General features: G+C 72.0%; 20 protein-coding genes, 1 other RNA gene and 2 pseudogenes. 10 read left to right on the top strand and 13 right to left on the bottom strand.

Going from position 1 to position 22,744, the window contains the following annotated elements; genetic code table 11:
- Positions 1-186: 186 nt before the first annotated feature.
- Positions 187-1,269, top strand: a complete 1,083-nt coding sequence (locus EAO72_RS13670) for an ArsR/SmtB family transcription factor (RefSeq protein ID WP_148017565.1) — start codon at positions 187-189, stop codon at positions 1,267-1,269.
- 546 nt (positions 1,270-1,815) lie between these two features.
- Here EAO72_RS13670 and rnpB read toward each other — a convergent pair.
- The 4 genes and pseudogenes from rnpB to EAO72_RS43015 form a co-directional block, all read right to left on the bottom strand.
- Positions 1,816-2,217: RNase P RNA component class A (rnpB, locus tag EAO72_RS13665), an RNA gene on the bottom strand.
- 81 nt (positions 2,218-2,298) lie between these two features.
- A pseudogene (locus tag EAO72_RS13660) lies at positions 2,299-2,466 on the bottom strand (Uma2 family endonuclease); the annotation flags it as partial.
- Entirely contained in the window at positions 2,418-2,549 is a 132-nt protein-coding gene (locus EAO72_RS43020; protein WP_261991463.1) for a hypothetical protein, read from the bottom strand. The gene EAO72_RS43020 and the pseudogene EAO72_RS13660, both read right to left, overlap by 49 nt.
- 106 nt (positions 2,550-2,655) lie before the next feature.
- The gene (locus EAO72_RS43015) at positions 2,656-2,841 is read right to left on the bottom strand and encodes a TetR-like C-terminal domain-containing protein (protein ID WP_261991474.1); all 186 of its coding nucleotides are present in this window, start codon (positions 2,839-2,841) and stop codon (positions 2,656-2,658) included.
- A 532-nt stretch (positions 2,842-3,373) separates the two neighbouring features.
- Here EAO72_RS43015 and EAO72_RS13650 point away from each other — a divergent pair.
- Positions 3,374-4,117, top strand: coding sequence for a MerR family transcriptional regulator (locus tag EAO72_RS13650; RefSeq protein ID WP_148017564.1), 744 nt, complete (start codon positions 3,374-3,376; stop codon positions 4,115-4,117).
- Entirely contained in the window at positions 4,114-4,977 is an 864-nt protein-coding gene (locus tag EAO72_RS13645; protein WP_148017563.1) for a hypothetical protein, read from the top strand. The genes EAO72_RS13650 and EAO72_RS13645 overlap by 4 nt, the downstream gene beginning before the upstream one ends.
- Here the strand turns inward: EAO72_RS13645 and EAO72_RS13640 are convergent.
- Positions 4,928-6,349 (bottom strand): RNB domain-containing ribonuclease, encoded by a 1,422-nt coding sequence (locus EAO72_RS13640; RefSeq protein ID WP_148017815.1) that lies wholly within the window; start codon positions 6,347-6,349, stop codon positions 4,928-4,930. The two genes, EAO72_RS13645 and EAO72_RS13640, sit on opposite strands and share 50 nt — an antisense overlap.
- Positions 6,350-6,519: 170 nt before the next feature.
- Between EAO72_RS13640 and yaaA the strand changes: the two genes are divergently transcribed.
- Complete coding sequence (gene yaaA, locus EAO72_RS13635) at positions 6,520-7,320, top strand: peroxide stress protein YaaA (RefSeq protein WP_148017562.1); 801 nt, start codon at positions 6,520-6,522, stop codon at positions 7,318-7,320.
- Between the two features lie 74 nt (positions 7,321-7,394).
- Complete coding sequence (gene eda, locus EAO72_RS13630; protein WP_148017561.1) at positions 7,395-8,015, top strand: bifunctional 4-hydroxy-2-oxoglutarate aldolase/2-dehydro-3-deoxy-phosphogluconate aldolase; 621 nt, start codon at positions 7,395-7,397, stop codon at positions 8,013-8,015.
- A gap of 220 nt (positions 8,016-8,235) precedes the next feature.
- Here the strand turns inward: eda and EAO72_RS13625 are convergent, their stop codons facing one another.
- From EAO72_RS13625 to EAO72_RS13610, 4 genes are all read right to left on the bottom strand, one after another.
- Positions 8,236-9,492, bottom strand: a complete 1,257-nt coding sequence (locus EAO72_RS13625; protein ID WP_148017560.1) for a bifunctional RNase H/acid phosphatase — start codon at positions 9,490-9,492, stop codon at positions 8,236-8,238.
- On the bottom strand, positions 9,492-10,235 hold the full coding sequence (locus EAO72_RS13620; RefSeq protein WP_187285055.1) for a zinc ribbon domain-containing protein: 744 nt from the start codon (positions 10,233-10,235) through the stop codon (positions 9,492-9,494). The genes EAO72_RS13625 and EAO72_RS13620 overlap by 1 nt, the downstream gene beginning before the upstream one ends.
- Positions 10,232-11,068, bottom strand: a complete 837-nt coding sequence (locus EAO72_RS13615; RefSeq protein ID WP_148017558.1) for a Nif3-like dinuclear metal center hexameric protein — start codon at positions 11,066-11,068, stop codon at positions 10,232-10,234. The genes EAO72_RS13620 and EAO72_RS13615 overlap by 4 nt, the downstream gene beginning before the upstream one ends.
- Positions 11,069-11,226: 158 nt before the next feature.
- A complete protein-coding gene (locus EAO72_RS13610) occupies positions 11,227-12,261 on the bottom strand; it encodes an ABC transporter substrate-binding protein (RefSeq protein ID WP_148017557.1) in 1,035 nt (344 codons plus the stop codon).
- A gap of 197 nt (positions 12,262-12,458) precedes the next feature.
- On the opposite strand from EAO72_RS13610, the gene EAO72_RS13605 reads away from it, so the two are divergent.
- The gene (locus EAO72_RS13605; protein ID WP_148017556.1) at positions 12,459-13,745 is read left to right on the top strand and encodes a hypothetical protein; all 1,287 of its coding nucleotides are present in this window, start codon (positions 12,459-12,461) and stop codon (positions 13,743-13,745) included.
- Positions 13,746-14,125: 380 nt separating this feature from the next.
- On the opposite strand, the gene EAO72_RS13600 is transcribed toward EAO72_RS13605, so the two are convergent.
- From EAO72_RS13600 to EAO72_RS13590, 3 genes are read right to left on the bottom strand one after another with little or no spacing between them, the layout of a single operon-like run.
- Positions 14,126-15,067 carry a 3-oxoacyl-ACP reductase gene (locus tag EAO72_RS13600; protein ID WP_148017555.1) on the bottom strand — a complete coding sequence of 314 codons (942 nt, stop codon included), beginning with the start codon at positions 15,065-15,067 and terminating at the stop codon, positions 14,126-14,128.
- 48 nt (positions 15,068-15,115) lie between these two features.
- Positions 15,116-16,192, bottom strand: a complete 1,077-nt coding sequence (locus EAO72_RS13595; protein WP_148017554.1) for a Zn-dependent alcohol dehydrogenase — start codon at positions 16,190-16,192, stop codon at positions 15,116-15,118.
- 54 nt (positions 16,193-16,246) lie between these two features.
- Positions 16,247-17,119: a MaoC/PaaZ C-terminal domain-containing protein gene (locus tag EAO72_RS13590; protein WP_148017553.1), complete on the bottom strand. Its 873-nt coding sequence runs from the start codon at positions 17,117-17,119 to the stop codon at positions 16,247-16,249.
- A gap of 285 nt (positions 17,120-17,404) precedes the next feature.
- Between EAO72_RS13590 and EAO72_RS13585 the strand changes: the two genes are divergently transcribed.
- The 4 genes and pseudogenes from EAO72_RS13585 to EAO72_RS43010 form a co-directional block, all read left to right on the top strand.
- Positions 17,405-18,349: an ABC transporter ATP-binding protein gene (locus EAO72_RS13585; RefSeq protein WP_261991461.1), complete on the top strand. Its 945-nt coding sequence runs from the start codon at positions 17,405-17,407 to the stop codon at positions 18,347-18,349.
- On the top strand, positions 18,349-19,071 hold the full coding sequence (locus tag EAO72_RS13580) for an ABC transporter permease (RefSeq protein WP_148017552.1): 723 nt from the start codon (positions 18,349-18,351) through the stop codon (positions 19,069-19,071). Before EAO72_RS13585 ends, EAO72_RS13580 begins: the two co-directional genes overlap by 1 nt.
- An 11-nt stretch (positions 19,072-19,082) precedes the next feature.
- Entirely contained in the window at positions 19,083-20,273 is a 1,191-nt protein-coding gene (locus EAO72_RS13575) for a sensor histidine kinase (RefSeq protein ID WP_148017551.1), read from the top strand.
- A 197-nt stretch (positions 20,274-20,470) separates the two neighbouring features.
- Positions 20,471-21,076, top strand: a pseudogene (locus EAO72_RS43010) (glycosyltransferase family 39 protein); the annotation flags it as partial.
- 344 nt (positions 21,077-21,420) lie between these two features.
- On the opposite strand, the gene EAO72_RS13565 reads toward EAO72_RS43010, so the two are convergent.
- The gene (locus tag EAO72_RS13565) at positions 21,421-22,128 is read right to left on the bottom strand and encodes a hypothetical protein (protein WP_261991460.1); all 708 of its coding nucleotides are present in this window, start codon (positions 22,126-22,128) and stop codon (positions 21,421-21,423) included.
- Positions 22,129-22,744: the final 616 nt, after the last annotated feature.

Raw genomic sequence — 22,744 nt, 5'->3', positions numbered from 1 at the left:
CACGAACACCAACCCCGCGGCAATCTCTTTCACTCCCGGCTAAAGCAAGCATCTCACTGTGCGGAACCGTTTCAGGCTTGCTATTTTGAAGCCGGTTTCGAGTTTTCAGCCATGGCTTGGCTGCAATCCGAAGCCGAGTTGGGTGAATTAGGGCATCGTAGACGATGATCTTGCCGGGGGCATGACATGTTGCGTATCCATTTGAGTCATGGGGATATCGGTAATATACACATGATGGCGACTTTGGGCCCATTGTCCGAAGCCATATTCTCCATCCATCATGTGGGAGTAAAAGCTGAGCCTGAGTTCAGGGAGTGGCGGAACCAGCTCGCGCGGAGGATCGGATCCAGCGACGAACTGACCCGTGATGTCCAGATGTTGCGGCGCACGTCGGATCTCACGTGGCTTCTCGGTCCCGAGCGCGACAAGGCGCCGGGTGAACGGAACCCGGCGACCGGGCCGAGCAGACGCGAAATCCGGGCCGCCATGGATTCCTTTACACATATGTCAATAGCTCCCTATTGGCAGCAGATATTGACCCACCTGACTCTGCAGCGCGAGGCGCGAATGAAGGCGCAGACCGACGGAGGTGAATATCTCCTTAATTCTCTGCACCCGGACGTGCACATCTCCGGCCGAATTCTTGAGCTGCCGGCCGCCGAAGACGCCGACATAGAGCTTGAGGGCAAGGGACTCCTCCTTGCTCCCTCTTTGTTTCTCGGAGCCCGCCCCGGGGCGCTGCTCCGCAATGTCAAAGGCACCGACGGACGCCCGGTCCTCGTCTTCTCCGCCCAGCCGGACCCCGAGACCTCCCGGGCCCTGTGGAGCCCGCAGGCCAAGGACGGGGAGGCGCTGGACGCGCTCATGGGGCGCACCAGGGCACAGCTCCTGCGCCTGGCGATGACGGGCGGCACCACCAGCGAACTGGCCCAGCAGGTCGGCACCTCGGCCGCATCCGTCAGTCAGCACACCAGCGTGCTGCGCAAGTCCGGCCTGATCCGCTCCGAGCGGCACCGCAACACCATGAACCACCGCATCACCGCGCTGGGCCAGGCCGTGCTCAACGGCAGGTCCCAGCCCGCGGCGGTGGAGTCGGTGGGCGGGCTGCCGGACGCCTCCGCGGAGCCCCGGCTCCTGGCCAAGCCGACCCCCAAGCCGAACCGGCCGTTGTCCGGCACACGGCGGGAGTTCGGCGTATCCAGACGCGGCATTCCGAATGCTGACGGGGCGTCGGGAAGTATGGGCCGAGGGTCCAAGATCGTGGCCTGACAATTGAACTGACGACCGGTCGGCCGCGCCGGGCGCGAAGATCAACTACGAAGTTGATACCCGATATCCCGGCAGGCCGCAGCAGTTGGTACGTTCCGAATCGGTCACGCTTGGCGTGGCGGAACGCGAAAGGCTTGAAATCGGAGGCGCGGGTCCGGCCCACATCCACTGTGCCGGCTCACGGAAAACCACTCCGGCAGGGGGCGTGCGGTATACGGCTCCCCCGGCACAGCAACCCTTTCTGAGGAAACCGCTGGTAATGGCGGACGATTCGGGCCGTACGCCGGGTTTCCTCCTCCGAGGGAGTGATCATGCGCTGACCTGCGTGTTCGCCGGAATCCACCGGTCGGCGGCGCGCGAGGTGAGCGCATGGAACGCACTCGTGAGGGGCTCCGCCCGGCCCTGCCGATGTGACGCCGCGGTGTCGGCACCATCCCGCCCACCGCAGCCGCTCCCGACGCGGGCCCGAGGTCTCCTCGGCTCCGGGCTGCCCTTCGCCGGCTGGGCGGGGCGGGCAACTGCGGGGCAGAGCCGCGCCGGTGGCGGCAGACGAGTCGGGCTGTACGCCGGGTTCTGTCGCCCGGTCGCCTCGCGGCGGCCGGGGAGACGGCCATCCATCTAGGACCGGCATTGCTGCCGGTCTCGTGCGGTCTACCCGCGAACTCGGGCGGGCCGCCCTCGAACGTTCGCGCAGAGCCGTCTCGCGACGGCTCCTCTTGACCTTGCTCCGGGTGGGGTTTACCTAGCCGCCTGAGTCGCCTCAGACGCTGGTGGTCTCTTACACCACCGTTTCACCCTTACCGGGGACCGAAGTCCCAGGCGGTCTGTTTTCTGTGGCACTGTCCCGCGGGTCACCCCGGGTGGCCGTTAGCCATCACCCTGCCCTGTGGAGCCCGGACGTTCCTCGGGAGGGTCCGAAGATCCTCACGCGGCCGTCCGCCCGGCTCGTCTGCCGTGGGGACCATGCTACCCGGCCGGGCGGGGCGGGCCCGACAGGGCGAGCGGACGGCGGCAGGGCGTGCGGGCGGCTCAGATGAACGCCTCGGTCTCCAGATCGAGCGCGAAGGGCGCCGGGAGGCGGATCGACTTGCCGAACGGAATCGTGCAGTGCCGGCGGTAGTCGTCCCCCTGCGGGTCGCTGAACAACGTCACCGAAGACTGCTCACGGTCCACCAGAAGGTAAAGAGGGACGGGTCCGAGCCCTCCGGCGTGTCCAGCGCAAGGAAGCCCTCCAGCAGGACCTCCGCCTGCGAGAGCGGTTCGTGCGGCATGGCAGACATGTCACGCCCCTTCCTCGGTCGCTCGCCAGAGTGGGACATCGGGGAATCCGCCGTCCGTGAGACGGGAGTGTTGCCTCCGATCGTGGCACAGGAGCGCACGCCGTTGTCAGAGGCGGACCGAGGCGAAGGCCGCGATCCCGGCCTCCCAGGCCGTCGCGACGTCGTTGTCCGTGGGGAAGCGGCCGTTGAGCTCCATCACGACCATCCCGTGGGCGAAGGCCCAGGCCGCCCTGGCGCGTCCTTCGTGGCCGGACAGGGCGCGGAGGAGCGGGGCCGCCGCGCGCTCCTCCAGGTCCTGCGGGAGCGGGTGGCCGGTGGTGAGGCGGTAGAGGTGGGGGTGGGCCGTAGAGGTGGGGGTGGGCCAGGGCGTGGGTGCGGTAGGCGGTGGCCAGGGCGGAGAAGGAGCCGGGGGCCGCGGTCTCGGCCGCTTCGAGCACGTCGGCGGTCTCCCGGAGCATCGCGTCGGCCAGGGCGCGCACCACGGAGGACTTGTCCGGGAAGTGCTTGTAGAGCGAGGGCGCCGTGAGGCCCACGCTCCCGGCGAGGCGGCGCATCGTGAGAGCGTCCGGGCCCTCCCGCTCCAGCAGGGTGCGCGCAGCGGCGAGGATCTGGCGGGCGCGTTCGGTGGCGGGCAGGGCCGCGGGGACGGGGATGACGGACCTCCTCCTCTTCCTGCAGGCTCGGGTGCGGGGCCGAAGGCGCGATCGTACGAGAGGGCGCGGGTGCGGGGCCGAAGGCGCGATCGTACGAGATAGCGCGGGTGCGCCGGTGCACGGGGGCCGGAGCCTTGACCTTGCCGCAGCGTCAGGGTTTCTACTGGCCCCATGCGCATCGGAGAGCTCGCCGCGCTGGTCGGGATCACTCCCAGGGCCGTGCGGCACTACCACCAGATCGGCCTGCTGGCCGAACCCGCCCGCCGGGCCAACGGCTACCGCTCGTACAGCGTGCGCGACGCCGTACTGCTCGCCCGGATCCGGCGGCTCACCGAGCTGGGGCTCGGCCTGGACGAGGTGCAGGAGGTCCTCGCGGGTGACGCCGGGCGCCCGCTCGGGGACGTACTGCGTGAGCTGGACGCCGATCTGGCGCGGCAGGAGCGGGAGATCGGGGAGCGGCGGCTGCGCCTGGCGCGGTTGATGGAGGGGCCGCTGACGGGCGTCGAGCCGGTGTCGCCGGCCCTGGCGGAGCTGCTGGCCGCCGGGCCCGTCACCGACTCCCCCACTGCCGCCAGGGACCGCGAGCATCTGGCGTTGCTGGACACGGCGGGCGGCGGCGGCAGCGAGGTCTACGCCGTGCTGCGGAAGCTGGCCGGTGATCCGGCGGTGCTCGCGCTCTACGAGGAGCTCGACGCGCTCGACGCGGCGCCCGTGGACGATCCGCGGGTGGCGCCGCTGGCCGCCCGGATGGCCGCTCTCGTGCCGGACGAGGTACTGGCGGCGATTCCGGGGGACGGACCGGCCGTGACGGGGTTCGGGGCGGCTCTGCTGGCGGACTACCCGCCCGCACAGGCCGAGGTGGTGCGCCGGGTGATGGTGACGCTGGAGGAGCGGATGAAGGGGAGGACCCGGTGACGGGAGGAGTGAAGGGTGCGCGGCTCGTCGCCCTGGCCGTGCTTCCCGCCGAACTCGCGGTGGGAGTGTGCCTGGTGGCCTGCGTGCGGATACCCGGGGCGGTGCGGGCCGGTGCGGAGGCGGCGGTGCTGCTGGGCATCGCGCTGGAGGCCGTCGTCCTCGTGCGGTTGTGGCGGGCCGGAAGGCGGGCGGGTGCGGGACGGCGGGCAGCGGCGGCCGGGGCGCTGCGGACCGTGGTGCCCACGCCGGTGCGGCGGCTCGTCGCGCATGAGCTGCGGGCCCTGCACAGCCTGGGGCTGTGGATGCTGCGGCGGCGCCACGGCGTGCCGGAGGGCGCGCTGCCCGTCCCGTACACGGGGCCGCAGACGGCGATGATGTACGGCCTCGTCTTCGTCTCGGTGGTGGAGACGGTGATGCTGGCGCTGCTGATCCCCTGGCCGGTGGTGCACCGGATCCTGCTCGTACTGGACGTGTACGGGGTGCTGCTGGTGCTCGCCCTGCACGCCGCCTGCGTGACCCGGCCGCATGTCGTGGGACCGGACGGTTCACTGCGCGTTCGCTACGGGGCGCTGTTCGATCTACGGGTACCGGCTGCCGCGATCCGCGCCGCTCGGGTCGAACGGCGGTGCCCACAGGGGCGGTTGGTGCAACTGAACGCGGACGGGGTGCTCGATCTCGCGGTCGGCGGCCAGAGCACCGTGACGGTCGAGCTGACCGCGCCGCTGGATTTCGTACGGCCGCTCGGCCGTCGCGGGCAGGCGGTCGCGGTCCGGTTCCACGCCGATGATCCGCGCGCCGTCGTGACCGCGCTCACGCGGGCGCGAACAGCACCTTCGACGATCCCGGATCTGCCTGGGTGAGCCGTACCCGCAGCCGCTCCCCCAACGGGAGCCGGGCGGTGCCGCCCTCGATGCGGGCGACGATCGCGGGATCGTCGATGTGGATGGTGCCGGTGGTCGGCTCCTGTTCCTTCACGTCCACCACGTACGCGTCGAAGACCGTACCGACCCGGTCCTTGAGCAGCGCCGCCTCGACGAGGTCGACGCACTCGCGCTCCACCGTGTTGGCGCGCCGGGTCCCGTCCGCCATCTCCTTGGACAGTGCGGGGAGCGCGGTCAGGACCCAGTCGGGCGCATCGCGGTCGGCGGCGGCCGCGACGCAGAGTTCGGAGGCGTACCGGTCGACGAGCCGGCGCAGCGGCGCGGTGCAGTGGGTGTAGAGGTCGGCGACGGCGGCGTGCACGGCCGGGGTGGGCAGTGCGCCGTGCTCGAAGACGGTGTATCCGGCGCCGCGCAGCAGCGTGGTGCAGTCCTGGAGGAAGGCGGCGTGATTCGTCTTCCTCGGGTCGAGCGAGCGGACGACCTCGGCGTACGGGACGTGGTGCGGCCAGTCGATGTGCAGCGCCTCGGCCGAGCGGCGCAGGCGGGCCACCGCGCCGTCGGGGGCGACCGGGAGCGTGCGCAGGATGCCGGTGCCGGAGTCCTTCATCAGGCGGGCGGCCGCCATGCCGGTGAGCAGGGAGATCTGGGCGTTCCAGCCGTCGGCGGGGAGCGGGGCGCGGTAGTCGAGGCCGTACGTCCCGTCGCGCTCGACGATCTCCTGTTCGGGCACGTCGAGGGAGATGCCGCCGCGGGCGATCTCCTGTTCCTCGCGCAGCGTGCCGATGTCCTTGAGCAGGGCGAGCGATTCCTCGGCGGTGCCGTCGTCGATCTGCCGCTGCACGCCCGCGTAGTCGAGTTTGGCGCGGCTGCGTACGAGGGCCCGGCGTACCCGGGTGGTCCCGGTGCGGCCCTCGGCGTCGAGGTCGATCTCCCAGAGCACGGCGGGGCGGGTCTCGCCGGGCAGCAGGCTGGCGGCGCCCTCGGAGAGCGATTCGGGGTGGAGCGGCACCTTGCCGTCGGGGAAGTAGAGCGTGGTCACCCGGTGGTGGGCCTCGGTGTCGAGCGCGCCGCCGGGGCGGACGAAGGCGGCGACGTCGGCGATGGCGTAGTGCACGCGGTAGCCGTGGGGCCGGCGTTCCAGGTGCATGGCCTGGTCGAGGTCCGTGGAGTCGGGCGGGTCGATGGTGAGGAACGGCAGATCCGTGGCGTCCTCGTGCCCGGAGACCACCGGATCGCGCGCCGCGTCGGCCGCTTCGGCGAGCACATCGGCCGGGAAGCCGTCGGGGAGTCCGAGTTCGGTGCGCAGCGCGTGCAGGGCCGCCCGCAGCGGGGTGTCGGCTGCGCCGGTCATATGGAGCTGGCGGCGAGGCATGGACCGAGCGTATGGCGGGGCGGGCCGGGCGGCATCCCGGGTGGCGGAAGGGGCGGTCGCCGGTTCCCCGTACGCTGGCACGAGGGGTTGCCGCCGGGTCGCGTGAGCGGGCCGGGGCCCCTTTTCCGTACGTACGAAGGAGAACCGCCGTGCTCGTGCTGTTGCCGCCCTCCGAAGGAAAGGCCGCCGCGGGGCGCGGAGCACCGCTGAAGCCCGAGTCCCTCTCGCTGCCGGGGCTGGCGGGGGCGCGGGCCGCTGTGCTGGACGCGCTGGTGGAGCTGTGCGAGGCGGACGAGGAGAAGGCCCGTCTGGTGCTGGGGCTCAGCGAAGGGCTGCGGGGCGAGGTCGCGAAGAACCTCGAACTGCGGACCGCGGGTGCGCGTCCGGCCGGCGAGCTCTACACGGGGGTGCTGTACGACGCGCTGGACCTGGCGTCCCTGGACACGGCGGCCCGCCGCCGGGCCGGGAAGTCGCTGCTGGTGTTCTCCGGGCTGTGGGGCGCGGTGCGGGTGGGCAACCGGATTCCGCCGTACCGCTGTGCGATGGGGGTGAAGCTGCCGGGGCTCGGCGCGCTCGGGGCGTTCTGGCGCGAGCCGATGGCGGAGGTCATGCCGGAGGCGGCCGGGGACGGTCTGGTGCTGGACCTGAGGTCGTCCGCGTACACCGCGGCGTGGAAGCCGAAGGGCGCGGTGGCGGAGCGCACGGCGAGCGTGCGGGTGCTGCACTCCCAGCTGGTGGACGGGGTGGAGAAGCGGTCGGTGGTCAGCCACTTCAACAAGGCGACGAAGGGGCGGATGGTCCGCGATCTGCTGCGGGCCGGCGCCCGGCCGAAGGGGCCGGCGGAGCTGGTGACGGCCCTGCGGGACCTGGGTTACATGGTGGAGGCCGAGGCGCCCGCACGGTCCGGGCGGACGTGGGAGCTCGACGTGGTGGTGACGGAGATCCACTGACCTGACGGAGGAGCGCGTTGCATCATGCGCAACGCTCGTTGCGTACGGTGCGGTGTGCGGGGCAGGATAAGGGCATGACCTCCTCCGTACTGGACCTTGCCCCCGTCATGCCCGTCGTCGTGCTGGAGGACGCCGCCGACGCGGTGCCGCTCGCCCGGGCCCTGGTCGCGGGCGGGCTTCCGGCGATCGAGGTGACGCTGCGGACCGCCGCCGCCCTGGACGCGATCAGGGCGATCGCGGCGGAGGTCCCGGACGCGGTGGTCGGCGCCGGCACGGTGATCACGGCGCGGAACGTCTCGGACACCGTGGCCGCGGGCGCCCGGTTCCTGGTGAGTCCGGGCTGGACGGACGTGCTGCTGGACGCGATGAAGGCGTCGGGCGTGCCGTTCCTGCCGGGTGTCTCGACGACGTCCGAGGTGGTCGCGCTGCTGGAGCGCGGGGTCACCGACATGAAGTTCTTCCCGGCGGAGGCGGCGGGGGGCACGGCCTACCTCAAGGCGCTGTCCGCCCCGCTCCCCCAGGCGCGGTTCTGCCCGACCGGCGGCGTCTCCCTCGCCTCGGCCCCTTCCTACCTGGCCCTGCCGAACGTCGGCTGTGTGGGCGGCAGTTGGATGGTCCCCGGTGACGCGGTGGCGGCCCGTGACTGGTCCCGGGTGGAGCGGCTGGCCGCCGAGGCGGCGGCGCTGCGCGGCTGAACGCCACGAACTCGCGCGGTTTCGCGTGCATGCTCCCCGGCAGCCGGGGCACGAGACCCTCAGGGACACGTGACCCGGACTCCGGGTGACCCGGGTTCCGGCAGGCCATCCCCCAGCCTTCCGGAACCGCCTCGGCCCCGTCGGCCTCCCCCCGCCGACGGGGCCGAGTGCCGTCCGCACGACCTTGGAGGCGGCCGGTCGGCGGGCGCCCGACCACCGCTCAGCGCAAGTGGGACGTGTCGTTCAGCAGCCGTACGGAGGCGTTGCCGTCCGCGTAGTAGGCCACGGCCGACACGGAGGCGGCGGAGAGCTCCATCCGGAACAGCGACTCCGGCGGTGCGCCCAGGGCCAGCCGGACCAGGGTCTTGATGGGCGTGACGTGGGTGACCACGAGGACCGTACGGCCGGCGTAGCGGCTGACGAGGCGGTCACGGGTGGCGGCGACGCGGCGGGAAACCTCGGCGAAGCTCTCGCCGCCTCCGGTGGGGGCCGCCTTCGCGGAGGCCAGCCAGGCGTCCAGATCGGCGCCGTACCGCTCCCTGACCTCGCCGAACGTCAGGCCCTCCCAGGCACCGAAGTCCGTCTCGCGCAGCCCTTCCTCGATCCGGACCTCCAGACCCAGCCGGGCCGCGACGGCGCCGGCCGTCTCGCGGCAGCGGCGCAGCGGGGAGCTGACGATCTCCTGGACCGTCCCCCGGGCCGCACAGGCGTCAGCGGCACGCTGGGCCTGCCCGCGGCCGACGGCGGAGAGCTCGGGGTCGGTGCCGCCGCTTCCGGAGAACCGCTTCTCCGGCGTGAGGGCCGTCTCGCCGTGGCGGAGCAGCACAAAGGTGGCGGGCGCTCCGAGGTCCGGGGCCGCGCCCCAGCCGACCTGCGGGGTGGCCGTGGCGGTGGGGGCGGGACGGTTCAGCGCCGCCCGGGCCCTCGCCGCACCGGCCGCCGCGTCGCCGGGCGGTCCGGAGACCGGCGGCAGCGCGTCGGCCACCGAGGACCTCGGGGTGTCGAGGTCCGCCGTCGAGGCGGACGGCTCCCACTGCCGGCCGCGCCTGCCCGCGTCCATCGCCTCGTTGGCGAGCCGGTCCGCGTGCTTGTTCTGCTCGCGCGGGATCCACTCGTAGGTGACGGCGGAGGCGGGCAGGACGCGCGCGGCCTCGGCGGCGAGCGGCTTCATGTCGGGGTGCTTGATCTTCCAGCGTCCCGACATCTGTTCCACGACCAGCTTGGAGTCCATCCGGACGCGGACCTGCGGCCCGCCGTCCGTGGGCCCGTCGGGCAGCAGCGCGCGCACGGCGCGGAGTCCGGCGATGAGGCCCCTGTACTCGGCGACGTTGTTCGTCGCGACGCCGATGTACTCGGCGGCCTCGGCCAGGGTCTCCCCCGTCGCCGGGTCGATGACGACCGCGCCGTAGCCGGCGGGCCCCGGGTTGCCCCGGGAGCCGCCGTCGGCCTCGACGACGAACCGGCGCGGCTGCGTCATTACAGACCCGAGTCGGCGGTGCGGACCAGGATGCGGTGGCAGTTCTCGCAGCGCAGCACCGTGTCGGGGGACGCGGCCTTCACGTTGTTGACCTCGGTGATGTTGAGCTCGAGCCGGCAGCCCTCGCAGCGGCGCTGGTAGAGGCGGGCGGCGCCCACCCCGCCCTGCTGGACGCGGAGCTTCTCGTAGAGCTTGAGCAGGTCGGCGGGGACGGAGCCGGCGACGACCTCGCGCTCCTTGGTGACCGTCGCGGTCTCCGTGTCGATCTCCTGGGTCGCGGCGTCCCGGCGGGCGGTGGCGTCGTCGACCTTGGCCTGCACGGCGGCGACCCGGTCGGTCAGCTCGGCGACCCGCTCCTGGGCGGACTCGCGGCGCTCCATGACCTCGAGGACGACGTCCTCCAGGTCGCCCTGGCGCTTGGCGAGGGAGACGATCTCGCGCTGGAGGCTCTCCAGGTCCTTGGGCGAGGTGACCGCGCCGGAGTCCAGGCGCTGCTGGTCGCGGGCGGCGCGCTGGCGCACCTGGTCGACGTCGTGCTCCGCCTTGGTCTGCTCGCGGGCGGTGTCGCTCTCCTCGGTCGTCGAGGCGACGAGGAGGTCACGGAGCTGGGCGAGGTCGGCCGTGAGCGACTCGATCTCGGCGTGCTCGGGCAGGGAGTTGCGCCGGTGCGCGAGCTGGGAGAGGCGCTGGTCGAGGGCCTGGACGTCGAGGAGTCGGATCTGGTCGGCGGGCGCGGCGTTCAGTTGGGGGCTCCAGAAGAGTGGTGGGTGGTCCAGGGGTCGGTGACCTGCTTCGAGACGTGGACCCGCAGGTCCCATCCGTGGCGGTCGGAAATCGCGTCGAGCTGTGCGGCGGCCTGTTCGCACCACGGCCACTCGGTGGCCCAGTGTGCGGCATCGACCAGGCCGAGCGGCGAGTGCTGGACGGCCTCGGAGGCCGGGTGGTGGCGCAGGTCCGCGGTGAGGAAGGCGTCGACACCGGCGGCGCGCACCGCGTCGAAGAGGCTGTCGCCCGATCCGCCGCTCACCGCGACGGTCCGCACGAGGGCCTCCGGGTCGCCGGCCATGCGGATGCCCTGCGCGGTGGCGGGCAGCCGGGCGGCGGCGCGGGCGGCGAAGGCGCCGAGGGTCTCGGGGTGGTCGAGCGTGCAGATCCGGCCGAGGCCGCGGCGGCCCGCGGGGTCGGTGGGGTCCGGGACGAGGGGCCGCTCGACGCGCAGGTCGAGGGCACCGGCCAGGGCGTCGGAGACGCCGGGGTCCGCGGAGTCCGCGTTGGTGTGGGCCACGTGCAGGGCGACGCCGTGCTTGATGAGGGTGTGCACGACCCGGCCCTTGAAGGTGCCGGCCGCGACCGTCGTCGTACCGCGCAGATAGAGCGGGTGGTGGGTGACGATCAGCTGGGCGCCGAGCTTCAGTGCCTCGTCCGCGATCTCCTGTACGGGGTCGACGGCGAACAGCACCCGGTCGACCTCGGTGTCCGGATCACCGCAGACGGTGCCGACCGCGTCCCATCCTTCGGCCCGCCCGGGCGGCCACAGGGCGTCGAGCTCGGCGATGACTTCAGACAGACGGGGCACGGAGGAAAGGCTACCTGGCCTCCGTGCCCCACATCCCATGGCCGGTCGGACCCGTGCCGTCGGACCGCGGGCCGGTCACGAATCGTTACGTCACAGGGTCCACGCCCGCGCAGCCGAACGGGTCCGCGCCACCGCTCCCGGACGGGTCCGCGCCCTCGCTACTTGACGAGGTCGGCGCGCAGGTCGTCGAGGACCAGGTTCGCGGCCGTGACGCCCAGGCCCAGGTACCAGGTCTCGTCGGAGACGTTCTTGGCGCGGCCCTCCTTGACGGCGGTCAGGTTCTTCCACAGCGGGTTGGCCTGGGTGGTGTCGCGCTTGGTGGCCTTCACGTCGCCGTACACACCGGTGAAGATCCAGTCGGCGTCGGCCTCGTCGATCTTCTCCGGGCTGATCTCCGCGGCGAGCTCGTCGATCTGCTGGTTCTTGGGCCGCGGCAGGCCGGCGTCGTCGAGGATCGTGCCGATGAAGGAGGCCTTGGCGTAGAGGCGGATCTTGTCCGGCAGGTAGCGGACCATGGAGATGACCGGCTTCTTGGGGCCGATGTCCTCGCCGAGCTTCTTCGCGTTGGCCTCGTAGGCGCCGAGCAACGACTTCGCCTTGGCGGTCTTGTCGAGCGCCGCGGCGTTGAGGAGGTAGTTCTCCTTCCAGGTGAAGCCCGGACGGATGGAGAACACGGTCGGCGCGATCTTCGACAGCTCGTCATACTTGTCCGCGGCGCGCAGCTGGCTGCCGAGGATCAGGTCGGGCTTGAGTCCGGCGATCGCCTCGAGGTTGAGGTTGTTGATCGTGCCGACGTTCTTGGGGTCGCCCGCGTCCTTCTTCAGGTACGACGGGATCGCCGCGTCGCCCTCGGAGGGGGCGTAGCCCACCGGCTTCACACCGAGCGAGACGACGTTGTCGAACTCGCCGACGTCGAGGACGACGACCCGCTTGGGCGCCGCCTTGAGCTCGGTCTTGCCCATGGCGTGCGTGACGGTGCGCGGGAACGTGCCCGCCGGGGCGTCGGTGCCGTACTCGGCGGTCTTCTTCGCCGCGTCGCCGAAGTCCTTGCCGCCGGTCGCGACCGCGGCCTTCTTGTCGCCCCCGGACTCGGAGGCGTCCGACCCGCCGTCATCGCTCCCGCAGGCCGACAGGGAGAGGGCGGCCACTACGGCCAGGCCGACTGCGGCAGCGCCGCGGCGACGAAGGGACATCACTTGCTCCAGTCGAGGTTCTCACAGGTAACACTTAGGAATGCCTAACCTTAGACATCCCCGACACCCCCAGCACAGCCACCCCCACCCCCTCAGGTGAATCCGGGCATCACCACCCTTATGTGTGAAGTGGCCAGGCTCGTGTTGTTCGGCATCGCGTACGAAAACTAGCTTCGGTTGCCGGAGGTGACGAGTCGATGACTGCCTGTGCCATCGAGGACGAGGCCGCTGAGGCGGCCGGAACCGGCGAGACGGTGGAGCCGGAGTCCGACGAGCCGGACGGGGCCGAGGAGACACCGGACCCGGCCGGGGACGCGGCGGAGCTGCCGGAGCCGCTGGGGCGGGCCCCTGGCGAAACGGTTTTGCCCGCGCTCACGCTCACGGCCGACGGCGCCTACGCGGCACGGCTCACGGCCGCCCGCGACGCCGTCACCGGGACGGAGACCGCCCGGTACGTGGAGCGCTGGACGCTGGACGGCCCCGAGCCGTACGCCGTACCGCTCCCGCTGGACCGGCCGGAGGACGCCGGCTCGCAGGTGCTGCCGCTCGCCGACGGCCGGGTCCTGATCCGGCGCCGGGTCGCGGACCACCACACCCTCTCGCTGCTCTACCCGACCGGGCCCGGCACCGGCGAACTCCCGCTGGGCGCCGTCGAATGCGCCGAGCTGACGCTGCTGCCGCCCGCACCGGACGGCGTCAGCGCGTACGCCCTGTCCACCGGCGCTTACTCCACCGGGCTCTGGCGGGTGGCGGGGGGCGCGTGCGGACCGGAACACCTCGCGGACCTGCCGGGACGCTGCTCCGGCGGGGTCTGGCTGGACCGGGCGGGCCGGCTGCTGGCCCTGGACCGGGAACCGGCGGGCGGCGGCCCGGTGAAGGCGGTCGCGGTGGACCTGGGGCGGGACGCCGAGATGACGCCCCTGCTCCAGATCGCACCGGACAGCAACGACCGGCTGCTGCTCGCCGATCCGGACAGCGGTCTGCTGCTGATCCGCTCCGACGCGCCGGGGCACGACCGGCTCGGCTGGGGAGTGCTGGGCAGCTGTCTGCCGGTGCGATTCCCGGAGTGCCTGCGGCTGCCGGATGCCGCCGTGACGCCGTTCGCCGTGCAGCCCGGGCAGATGCTGATGCCGGAGAGCTGCGCGGTGGCCCTGCGGATCGACGGGGCGGCAGGCAGCTGGGCCGGCATCTGGCGCCCGTCGGGCCGCCGGCTGCATCAGCTCGCCGCGCCCGAGGGCTGGCTGGCCGGCAGCGGGTCCTGGTCGCGCGACGGCGTGCTGGGACTGCCGTACGCGAACGAGGACACGGCGTGCGCGGTGGCGTTCCTGACGGCCCCCGCCGACCTGGAGCCGCCCGCCGAAGCGGCCCCGGGAGCCTGCGCGGAAAGCGGTACGCAACCCTCCGCCACCGTCCCGCATCCTCCTGTGTGCAGACCCGTCCCCCTGGGGCAGGCGCCTCTCATGGGGCGTACGGGGTCTGACTAGAGTTGAGCCGGGGATCTCACGCAATCGCGCACCGCGGTCGCCGACGGTGACCGTTCCCGGGCGGTGGCGCGAGGCCCCGGAGACCAGCACGTAAGCGATCACAACGGGGTGACTTCCCAGATGTCTGAGGCGCGATCCGACACGACCCAGACGCGTCCGCCGGGGGCGGACACGCAACGGGCCGAAGCCGGCGGCTCCGGAAAACACCGAGGGGGTGTGGCGACGGACGACTCGGCGGCTCAACCGCACGGCCGCCACCGCCGCCCCGCCGAAGGTGGCAGCAGGGCGGCCTGACCGCCCAGGAATGCGAACGAGGGAGAGGAGGGCCCCCGCAGCCGGCCGGCTGCGGGGGCCCTCCTCCGTGCGTGTCCGGCCTGCGGTCAGCCGCGCTTGAGGCCCAGCACCTCCGCCGCCGCGAACGTCTCGTTCGGCGGCCGGTCCTCGTAGTACGGGGAGAGCAGCTCGTCCAGTTCACCGAAGGAGAACGCCTCCTTCGCCGCGTCGAACTTGGCCGCCACCTTGGGGCGTTCGACGATCGCGACCATCCCGCCGTGCACGACCAGCAGCTGTCCGTTGACCTTGGCGGCCGCCGGGGAGGCCAGATAGCCGACGAGCGGCGAGACGTGCTCGGGCGCGAGCGCGTCGAGCCGCCCGTCCTGCGGCTCCTCGAACCCCGCGAAGACGTCCTCCGTCATCCGGGTCCGGGCGCGCGGGCAGATGGCGTTGGCGGTGACGCCGTACTTGGCCAGCGCCAGCGCGGTGGAGGTGGTCAGCCCGACGATGCCGCCCTTGGCCGCCGCGTAGTTGGGCTGGCCCGCCGAACCGGCCAGGAAGGCCTCCGACGAGGTGTTGACGATCCGGCCGTAGACCGGGCCGCCGGCCTCCTTGGACCTCGACCGCCAGTGGGCGGCGGCGAAGTGCGTGGTGTTGAAGTGGCCCTTGAGATGCACCCGCATGACCGAGTCCCACTCGTCCTCGGTCATCGAGAAGATCATCCGGTCGCGCAGGATGCCCGCGTTGTTGACCAGGATGTCGAGCCGGCCGTACGTCTCGACGGCCAGCGCCACCAGGGCGCGGGCCTGTTCGTGGTCGGAGACGTCGCCGAGGTGCGCGACCGCCCGGCCGCCGCCGGCCCGGATCTCCTCGGCGACCTCCTCGGCGGGTGCGGCGGACGCCTCGCCCGAACCGTCGCGGCCCGGCTGCCCGTAGTCGTTGACGACGACGGCCGCGCCGAGCCGCGCCAGTTCCAGCGCTTCGGCCCGTCCCAGGCCGCGGCCCGCTCCGGTGACGATCGCGGTCAGTCCGTCCAGGGGAAGTGACATCGGTTCTCGGGGTCCTCTCGGGAGGGGGCGGGGCGATGCGGCGGGGCGTCAGAGTTCGATGCAGGTTCGCAGCGACTCGCCGGTCCGCATCTGGTCGAGGGCGTCGTTGATGCCGTCGAGCCGCACCCGGTGGGTGATCATCGACTCCAGGTCGATCCGGCCGGCCCGCCAGAGCGCGATGGCCCGCTCGTACGACCGGAGCACGTCGCCGCCCCCGTACATGGAGGGCAGGATCCGCTTCTCGTCGAAGAACAGCTCGAACATGTTGACCTGGAAGTTGTCGTCCATCGCGCCCGCGCCGACGATGCAGAGGGTGCCGCCGCGCCGGGTCTGCTCGTACGCCGTGCGGGCCGTGGCGGACTTGCCGACGACCTCGAAGACGTAGTCGAAGCCCTCGCCCGCGGTGATCCGCTGCTTGGCGTCGGCGAACTCGTCGGGCGAGACCGCCTCCGTCGCACCGAACCGCAGCGCCGCCTCACGCCGGGAGGCCACCGGGTCCACCGCGACGATCTGGGCGGCGCCCTGCACCCTGGCGCCCTGGATCGTGGAGATGCCCACGCCGCCGCAGCCGATCACGGCGACCGACGAACCGGCTTCCACCTGAGCGGTGTTGATGGCGGCACCGAGACCGGTGGTGACCCCGCAGCCGATCAGCGCGGCGATCTCGAACGGCACGTCGTCGGGGATCGGAACGGCGCAGCCGGCGCCAACGACGACCTCCTCCGTGAAGGTGCCGGTGCCGGCGAATCCGAAGACATCACCGCCCGGGCGCTTGAAGTTGGGGGTGCCCGCGTTCATGAAACCGGCGAGGCACAGGTGGGTCTGGCCGCGCTTGCAGGACGGACAGGTGCCGCAGGCCGGCAGCCAGCAGACCAGCACCCGGTCCCCCACGCCCAGCCCGGTCACCCCGTCACCGACGTCGATGACCTCACCGGCGCCCTCGTGGCCGGGGATGAAGGGGGCGGGCTGCGGCAGCACACCGCTCATCGCGGAGATGTCGGAGTGGCACAGCCCGGTGGCCCGGACCCGCAGCTTCACCTTGCCGGGGCCGAAGCCCACCGCCTCGACGTCGTCGAGTACTTCGAGTTTGTCCTGGCCGATCTCGTGCAGTACGGCTGCGCGCATGGTGCGGCTCCCCTCACGGGCCTGTGGTGCTCTTGAATTCGGTTCGGATTCGGTTCAGGAATGCTCGACGAAGGCGTCGCTGAGGACCGTGGCGTTGTTCCGCTCCACGGCCCGCACATCGACCCGCACCTCGTTCCCGCCGGTCCACATCTCGATGCGGAGGGTCTCGCCGGGGAAGACGACCCCGGTGAACCGGGCGCGGTAGGAGCGAATACGGCTCGCATCGCCGCCGAGCACCGTGTCGGTGACGGCCTTGAGCGCCATGCCGTAGGTGCACAGGCCGTGCAGGATCGGCCGGTCGAAGCCGGCCAGCGCGGCGAACCCGGGGTCGGCGTGGAGCGGGTTCCAGTCCCCGGAGAGCCGGTAGAGCAGCGCCTGGTCGGGGCGGACCGGCCGCTCCACCACGCGGTCACCGGCGATGGCGGGATAGACCCCGCGCCCGGAGGGTCCGCGCTCACCGCCGAAACCGCCCTCGCCGCGCACGAAGATCTCGGATTCGTTGGTCCACAGCGGACCGTCCTCGTCGGCGGCCTCGGTACGCAGCACCAGCACGGCCGCCTTGACCTTGTCGTACACCGCGGCGACCTTCGTGGTGGTCACGGCGCTGCCCTTCACCGGGAGCGGCCGGTGCACCCGGACGCTCTGCCCGCCGTGCAGGACGGCCGCGAGGTCGATGTCGACTCCGGGTGCGGAGAGACCGCCGGCCATGGCCGTGCCGGCGCCCGCGACCGTGGCGAAGGAGGGCAGTACCTGGAGCCGCGACTCCAGCGTGTAGCTCAGCTCGCCGGGGTCGACGGCGGGGTCGGCCAGATCGGGGCGGGCGCCCGCCCCGATCCCCAGGTGGTAGAGCTGGACGTCCTTGTGGTCCCAGCTGATGTGGCTGGTCCGGGGTTCGGCAGCGAGAGCTTTTTCGGCATCAATGGGCATGGGGAAGCTGCTCCTCGACGGTGAAAGACCTCGGTGCGGCCGTCCGCACCGTCGGCCGCACCGAGGTCGTGCGGGGACCGGTGACCACGCCCGTTCTAGAACGCGTTCTAGCCGGTTGGCCCTATGTATAACGCAGCTCCCAGCACTTGTGAAGACTGCTGACATCTCGTCAGATCCAGTCGTCGGCAGTCCTTTCGCCCTTCGCCGCGGCAATGACATTTGTCATCGCGGAGTGCGTACACGAGCCTCTGCCGCGGCGGGTCCGGGCTCCGTAGCGTCGTATGCATGACGAGGACGACGGGGAACGGGGCCGCGGTGGTCTTCACCGGCGCGGTGAAGACCTTCGGCAGGCCCGGACAGCGGGTGCGGGCCGTGGACGGGATCGCGCTGACCGTCGAGCGGGGCGAGACCGTCGCCCTGCTCGGGCGCAACGGCGCGGGAAAGTCCACCGCGATCAGCCTGCTGCTCGGGCTGAACGAGCCGGACGCCGGCACGGTGCGGGTGCTGGGCCGCACACCCGATCAGGCCGTACGGGCGGGCCTGGTCGGGGCCATGCTCCAGGACGGACGGCCCATCCAGCGGGTCACGGTCCGCGAGCTCATCACGTTCGTCGCCTCCACCTACCCGAAGCCGCTGCCGGTCCCTGAGGCGCTGGCCCTGGCGGGCGTGACCGAGTATGCGAACCGGCGGATCGACAAGCTGTCCGGCGGTCAGATCCAGCGCGTCCGGTTCGCCGTCGCGCTGGCCGGGAATCCGGAGCTGATCGTGCTGGACGAGCCGACCGCCGCCCTGGACGTGGAGGGGCGGCACGCGTTCTGGGAGTCCATGCGGGCCTATGCCCGGCGCGGCAACACCGTGCTCTTCTCCACCCACTACCTGGAGGAGGCCGACGAGAACGCCGACCGGATCGTCGTCGTCGACCGCGGCCGGATCGTCGCGGACGGCAGCGGTGAGGCCATCAAGGCCGCGGCCGGCCACAGCCAGGTCTCCTTCGATCTGGCGGGCCGCTCCACCGAGGGCCTGGAACTGCTGCCCGGTGTCGTGACGGTCGAGGTGACCGGCGACCGGGCGGTACTGCACACGGACGACTCGGACGCCACCGTGGTGGAGCTCGCCCGGCTCGGCCGGATCCGCGGCCTCCAGGTGTCCCTGGCGACGCTGGAGGCCGCCTTCCTCTCCCTCACCTCGCCGGCCGCCGGCGCCCCCAGGCCCGAGAAGGAGACCGTCTGATGTACCGCTACATCCTGCTCGAAACCCGCCGCACCCTGCGCGACGGCACCTTCCTGATCTTCGGCACCGGCATGCCCGTGATGATGTACCTGATCTTCACGAACATCGGCGGCGGTGACGGGGCCGACGGCTGGAAGACCGCCTCGATGGTCGGCATGGCCGCGTACGGAGCACTCGGCTCCGCCATGTCGATCGGTACGGGTGTCGCCTCCGACAAGTCCCTGGGCTGGCTCCAGCAGCTGCGGATCACCCCGCTGTCCCCCACGCACGCGGTCGTGGGCCGGGCGGTCAGCGGTTCGGTGACCGTGCTGCCCACGATCCTGACGGTGCTCCTCGCGGGCGGTCTGCTGAACGGCGTACGGCTGGCCGCCTGGCAGTGGGCCGCCCTCGTCCTGCTGCTGTGGACCGGCGCCCTGCCCTTCACCCTGCTCGGCCTGGGCAACGGCTTCCGCCTCACCCCGCAGGGCACCGGAGTCGTCAACGTCGCGTGCCTGATGGGCTTCGGGGTCGTCGGCGGGCTGTGGTTCCCGCTGGAGCTGCTGCCCGGGTGGCTGCGTTCCGTCGGCAGGTTCACCCCGGCCAACCGGTTCGCCGACCTGGGCTGGGCGGCCACGGACGGCCGTGCGCCCGGCGTCACGACGGTCGGTGTACTCGCCGCCTGGCTGCTGCTGTTCGGCGCATACGCCGTGATCTCGTACCGTCGGTCCGCGAGGACCGTGTGACGGGAGTGGCCATGTGCGGGAACGGAAGAGCGGCCCGGAAGGAACGGCGCCGACTGCGGAAGGAGGGGCGCCGCCCCGGACCGCCGGGACCCTACGCCCTGCTGCCCTGGCTGCTGATGGGGCTGGGGTCCTTCTCCAACCTCTTCCAGGGCGAGACCCCCAGCCCGTGGATCGGCGGACTGGGGCTGCTCGCCTTCAACTCCCTCTACGTCTCGGTGGTGTTCCGGGGCTTCGTCAAGGAGAAGCGCGAGAGCCCGGTGTCGTACGTCCTGCTGGGCGCGATGGCCGCCATCACCTTCGGACTGGCGATCGGCTACGGCGGCAGCTGGCTGCTCTTCTTCCCGCTGCTCTCCCTGGCGTGCGGCACCATCCTGCGCCACCGCTGGCTCGCCGCCGGACTGCTCGGCCTCGCCGTGGCGGCCTGTCTGATCGCGGTGTGGCGCGACGACAGCACGTCCACACCGTGGACCCTGGGCTACGGGACCTTCATCTCGGGTGCGGTGACCGCCGCGATCCTCACCCTGTCGGAGACGGTGATGGAACTGCGCTCCACCCGGCAGGAGCTGGCCCGCACAGCCGTCGAGAAGGAGCGCCTGCGCTTCTCCCGCGATCTGCACGACCTGCTGGGGCACACGCTCTCGGTGATCGTCGTCAAGTCGGAGGCGGCGCGCAGGCTCGCGCCGCGCGACATGGACGCGGCGCTCTCGCAGGTCGCCGACATCGAGTCCGTGGGCCGGCAGGCACTGACCGAGATCCGCGAGGCCGTCACGGGCTACCGCGAAGGCAGCCTGGCCACCGAACTCGACCGGGCCAGGTCCGCGCTGACCGCCGCCGGCATCGAACCCTCGGTCCGCCGCTCGGGTCCCCCGCTCGCCCCGCAGACCGAGGCACTGCTGGGCTGGGTGGTTCGGGAGTCCGTCACCAACGTCGTCCGCCACTCCACCGCGACCACCTGCGCGTTCGTCGTCGAGGGCGCCTCCGGCCGGGTCCGCCTCACGGTCACCGACGACGGCCGGACCCCGGCTGCCCCGCCCGCCCCGGGCATCGGCGGCACCGGCCTGAAGGGCCTCACCGAACGCCTCGCGGTGGCCGGCGGCTCCCTGGAGGCGGGACCGGGGCCGGCGGGCGGCTTCGTGGTCACGGCGGAGCTTCCGGCGGACGCTGGTGGAGGCTCAGGCGGGGACGGCACCCCAGACCCGTAGCCCGGCACCGGAGGACTACGCCGCACGGCCGAGTCGCACCCAGCGTAGATCCTGCGAAGGACCCCGCGGGTCGTCGGTTCAGGTGACGCTCCTGCTCACCCCCGCCGTCTAGCGTGGCTGGAGGTGATCGGAACGGCCCGGCAGCAGCCGGGCGTTCGGATCGTTCCCTCCCTCTTTCGCCGACGCGTAGCTTCGCCATGCCCAGGAGGTTGTGCGCCGCCGGTCCAGCCGCACTCACCCTCCTATGCGGCCTGTGGGGAATCACCCGCGGAAACAGCATGTGGCGTGATGAGGCCGCGACTTGGCAGGTGTCCCACAGAGCCGTTCCCGAGATCTGGCACCTGCTGGGCACGGCCGATGTCGTCCACGGCCTCTACTACCTGTTCATGCACCGCGTCTTCGCCGTCTTCGGAGCCAGCCTGCTCTCCCTGCGACTGCCCTCCGTCCTGGCCATCTCCGGCGCCACCGCCCTGGTTACCCTTCTGGGTACTCGGCTGGCCGGATCGTGCACCGGTCTGGCCGCGGGCCTGTCCTTCGCCCTGATCCCCGCAGTCCAGCAGTACGCGCAGGAGGGGCGTTCGTACGCTCTGGTGACCGCCTGCGTGGCACTGGCCTGCCTGCTGCTGGTCGCGGCGGTCGACAGACCGGGCGCGGGCCGCTGGGCGGCGTACGGCACGACCGTACTGGCGGCCGCACTACTCAACTGGTTCTCGCTCCTGGTGCTGTGCGCACACGCGGTCACGCTGGCCCTCGCCCGTCCGCTACGCACGGCAGTCCTGCGCTGGGCGGTCGCCGCAGCCACCGCCGTGGTCGGGACGCTGCCCCTCATCATGGTGAGCGGGACCCAGACAGCGCAGGTCGCCTGGATTCCCCAGGTCCGCCGGAACGCGCTGGTCGCTCTCGCGCTGACCCTGCTCACGGGCGCGCTGTGCGCCTGGCTCGCGCGCCCGGGGAAGGACCGTCGCACGCCCCTCGGTACCCGAACCACGCTTACCTCGGCGGCCCTGCCACTGCTGGCCGTCCCCCAACTCCTGCTGCTCGCGGACCCCCTTGTCCGCCCCCGCTACGTCCTGTTCAGCCACCTCGGCCTCGCCCTGTTGATCGTCCTGCGGGCGGCCCGGATCGCGCCCGCCCGGCGAAAGGCCCCTCAGCCCCGGGTACGTGTGGCGCCGCCCGTCGGGGGCCTGGGGCCGCTGACCGGCCCGCCCTCGGGTGAGCGTGGGGCGGGAACAACGCCGATCAGCGCCTCGGCCTCACGTACACCCGCGAGGCGGGCGAAGCCGATCGCGTAGTCGTAGAGGTCGCGTTGGACCTCCCGCATCGCGGCCCGGCACGCCGCGTTCTGCGACCACGCCGACTCCTGGCCGTCCGGGTGTTCTCTCTCGAACTCCTGCAGACGAGGGTGCCAGTGGGAAAGGTAGGGCCTAAGCGCCTGGTTGAGCATCGTGATGGCCAGGTACTCCACCGTCTGCCCGCTCGGCACAGCGGCAGAAGGGCGACTGGCCTTGAGCGTCTCGCGCGTCGTGGCGAAGAGCCCATACATCGAGCCTAGCGCCTCCCGGATCACCCCCTGGTCGCTGGCGAGCGGCTGGGTGGAGACCCTCGTCACCGTCTCCACGAACAGTTGCCAGGCCACCTGCCGGGAATCGTTGTTGACGGTGAAGGTCAGCTCGCTCAGCTGGGGGACCGTCACCTTTACCTCGGTAAGACGGGCGGTGCGCTGGTACCACTGGACCGCCAGCACGGCCGCCGCCCCCGCCACGCCACCGGTGATGACGAACAGGCTGCGGCTGGTGACCTGGGTCAGGCTGAAGACGGCAAGCCCGGTGAGCGCCCCGATGAACGCCGCGCCCAACAGCCGGAGCGTCGTACCCTTCAGGACCCTCAACCTCTGGTTCGGTCCCCCTCCGGGCTGCACTGCGCTCATCCGCTCCCACCGGCCCCTCGTGTCCCTGTGCAACGGTGCGATGCACCTCCCGGCGACGTGACCGGTGAGCACGAACATATCGCCAAACGGCTGGGGCGCGGGTCCAAAGAGGCGACCTGGACGCGGTGTTGGCCAACTCTTCCTTCCGCGCGTGGGCGGGGAACTGGAGGCTGTAGGCCGGAGCACGCGGAAGCCCACCCACGCGGGCGCATCGCCCCTCCGCGCGCACGCGCGATAGAATCCGGGGCCTTTCCACCTGATCGGTCTCGTCCCGAAACAGAGGGAACCCATGTCTTCCAGTTCATCGCCTTTACGCCGACAGTTCTTCCGGCGTGGCCCTGCCGGGGCTCGGGCCTCCCTGCTGATGTCGGCCGCCCTGGCGGCAGTGGCCGTCGCGGGATGCGCGGATACGGGCGGGCCGGCCCGCAGTGGCTCGGCTGAGAGCAGGTCAACCGCGTCGGCTCCCTCGAACGCCTCGTTCCCAACGAGCCCGCCCCTCGCCGCCGGGTGTGCCGGAAGGCCGCTCGACCACCGGGACATCCGG

Origin of the sequence: Streptomyces sp. OR43, assembly GCF_008042275.1 — a bacterium.
Classification (GTDB): Bacteria; Actinomycetota; Actinomycetes; order Streptomycetales; family Streptomycetaceae; genus Streptomyces.
Note: the sequence above shows the minus strand (reverse complement) of the source record. Positions and strands in the feature narration are given on the sequence as shown.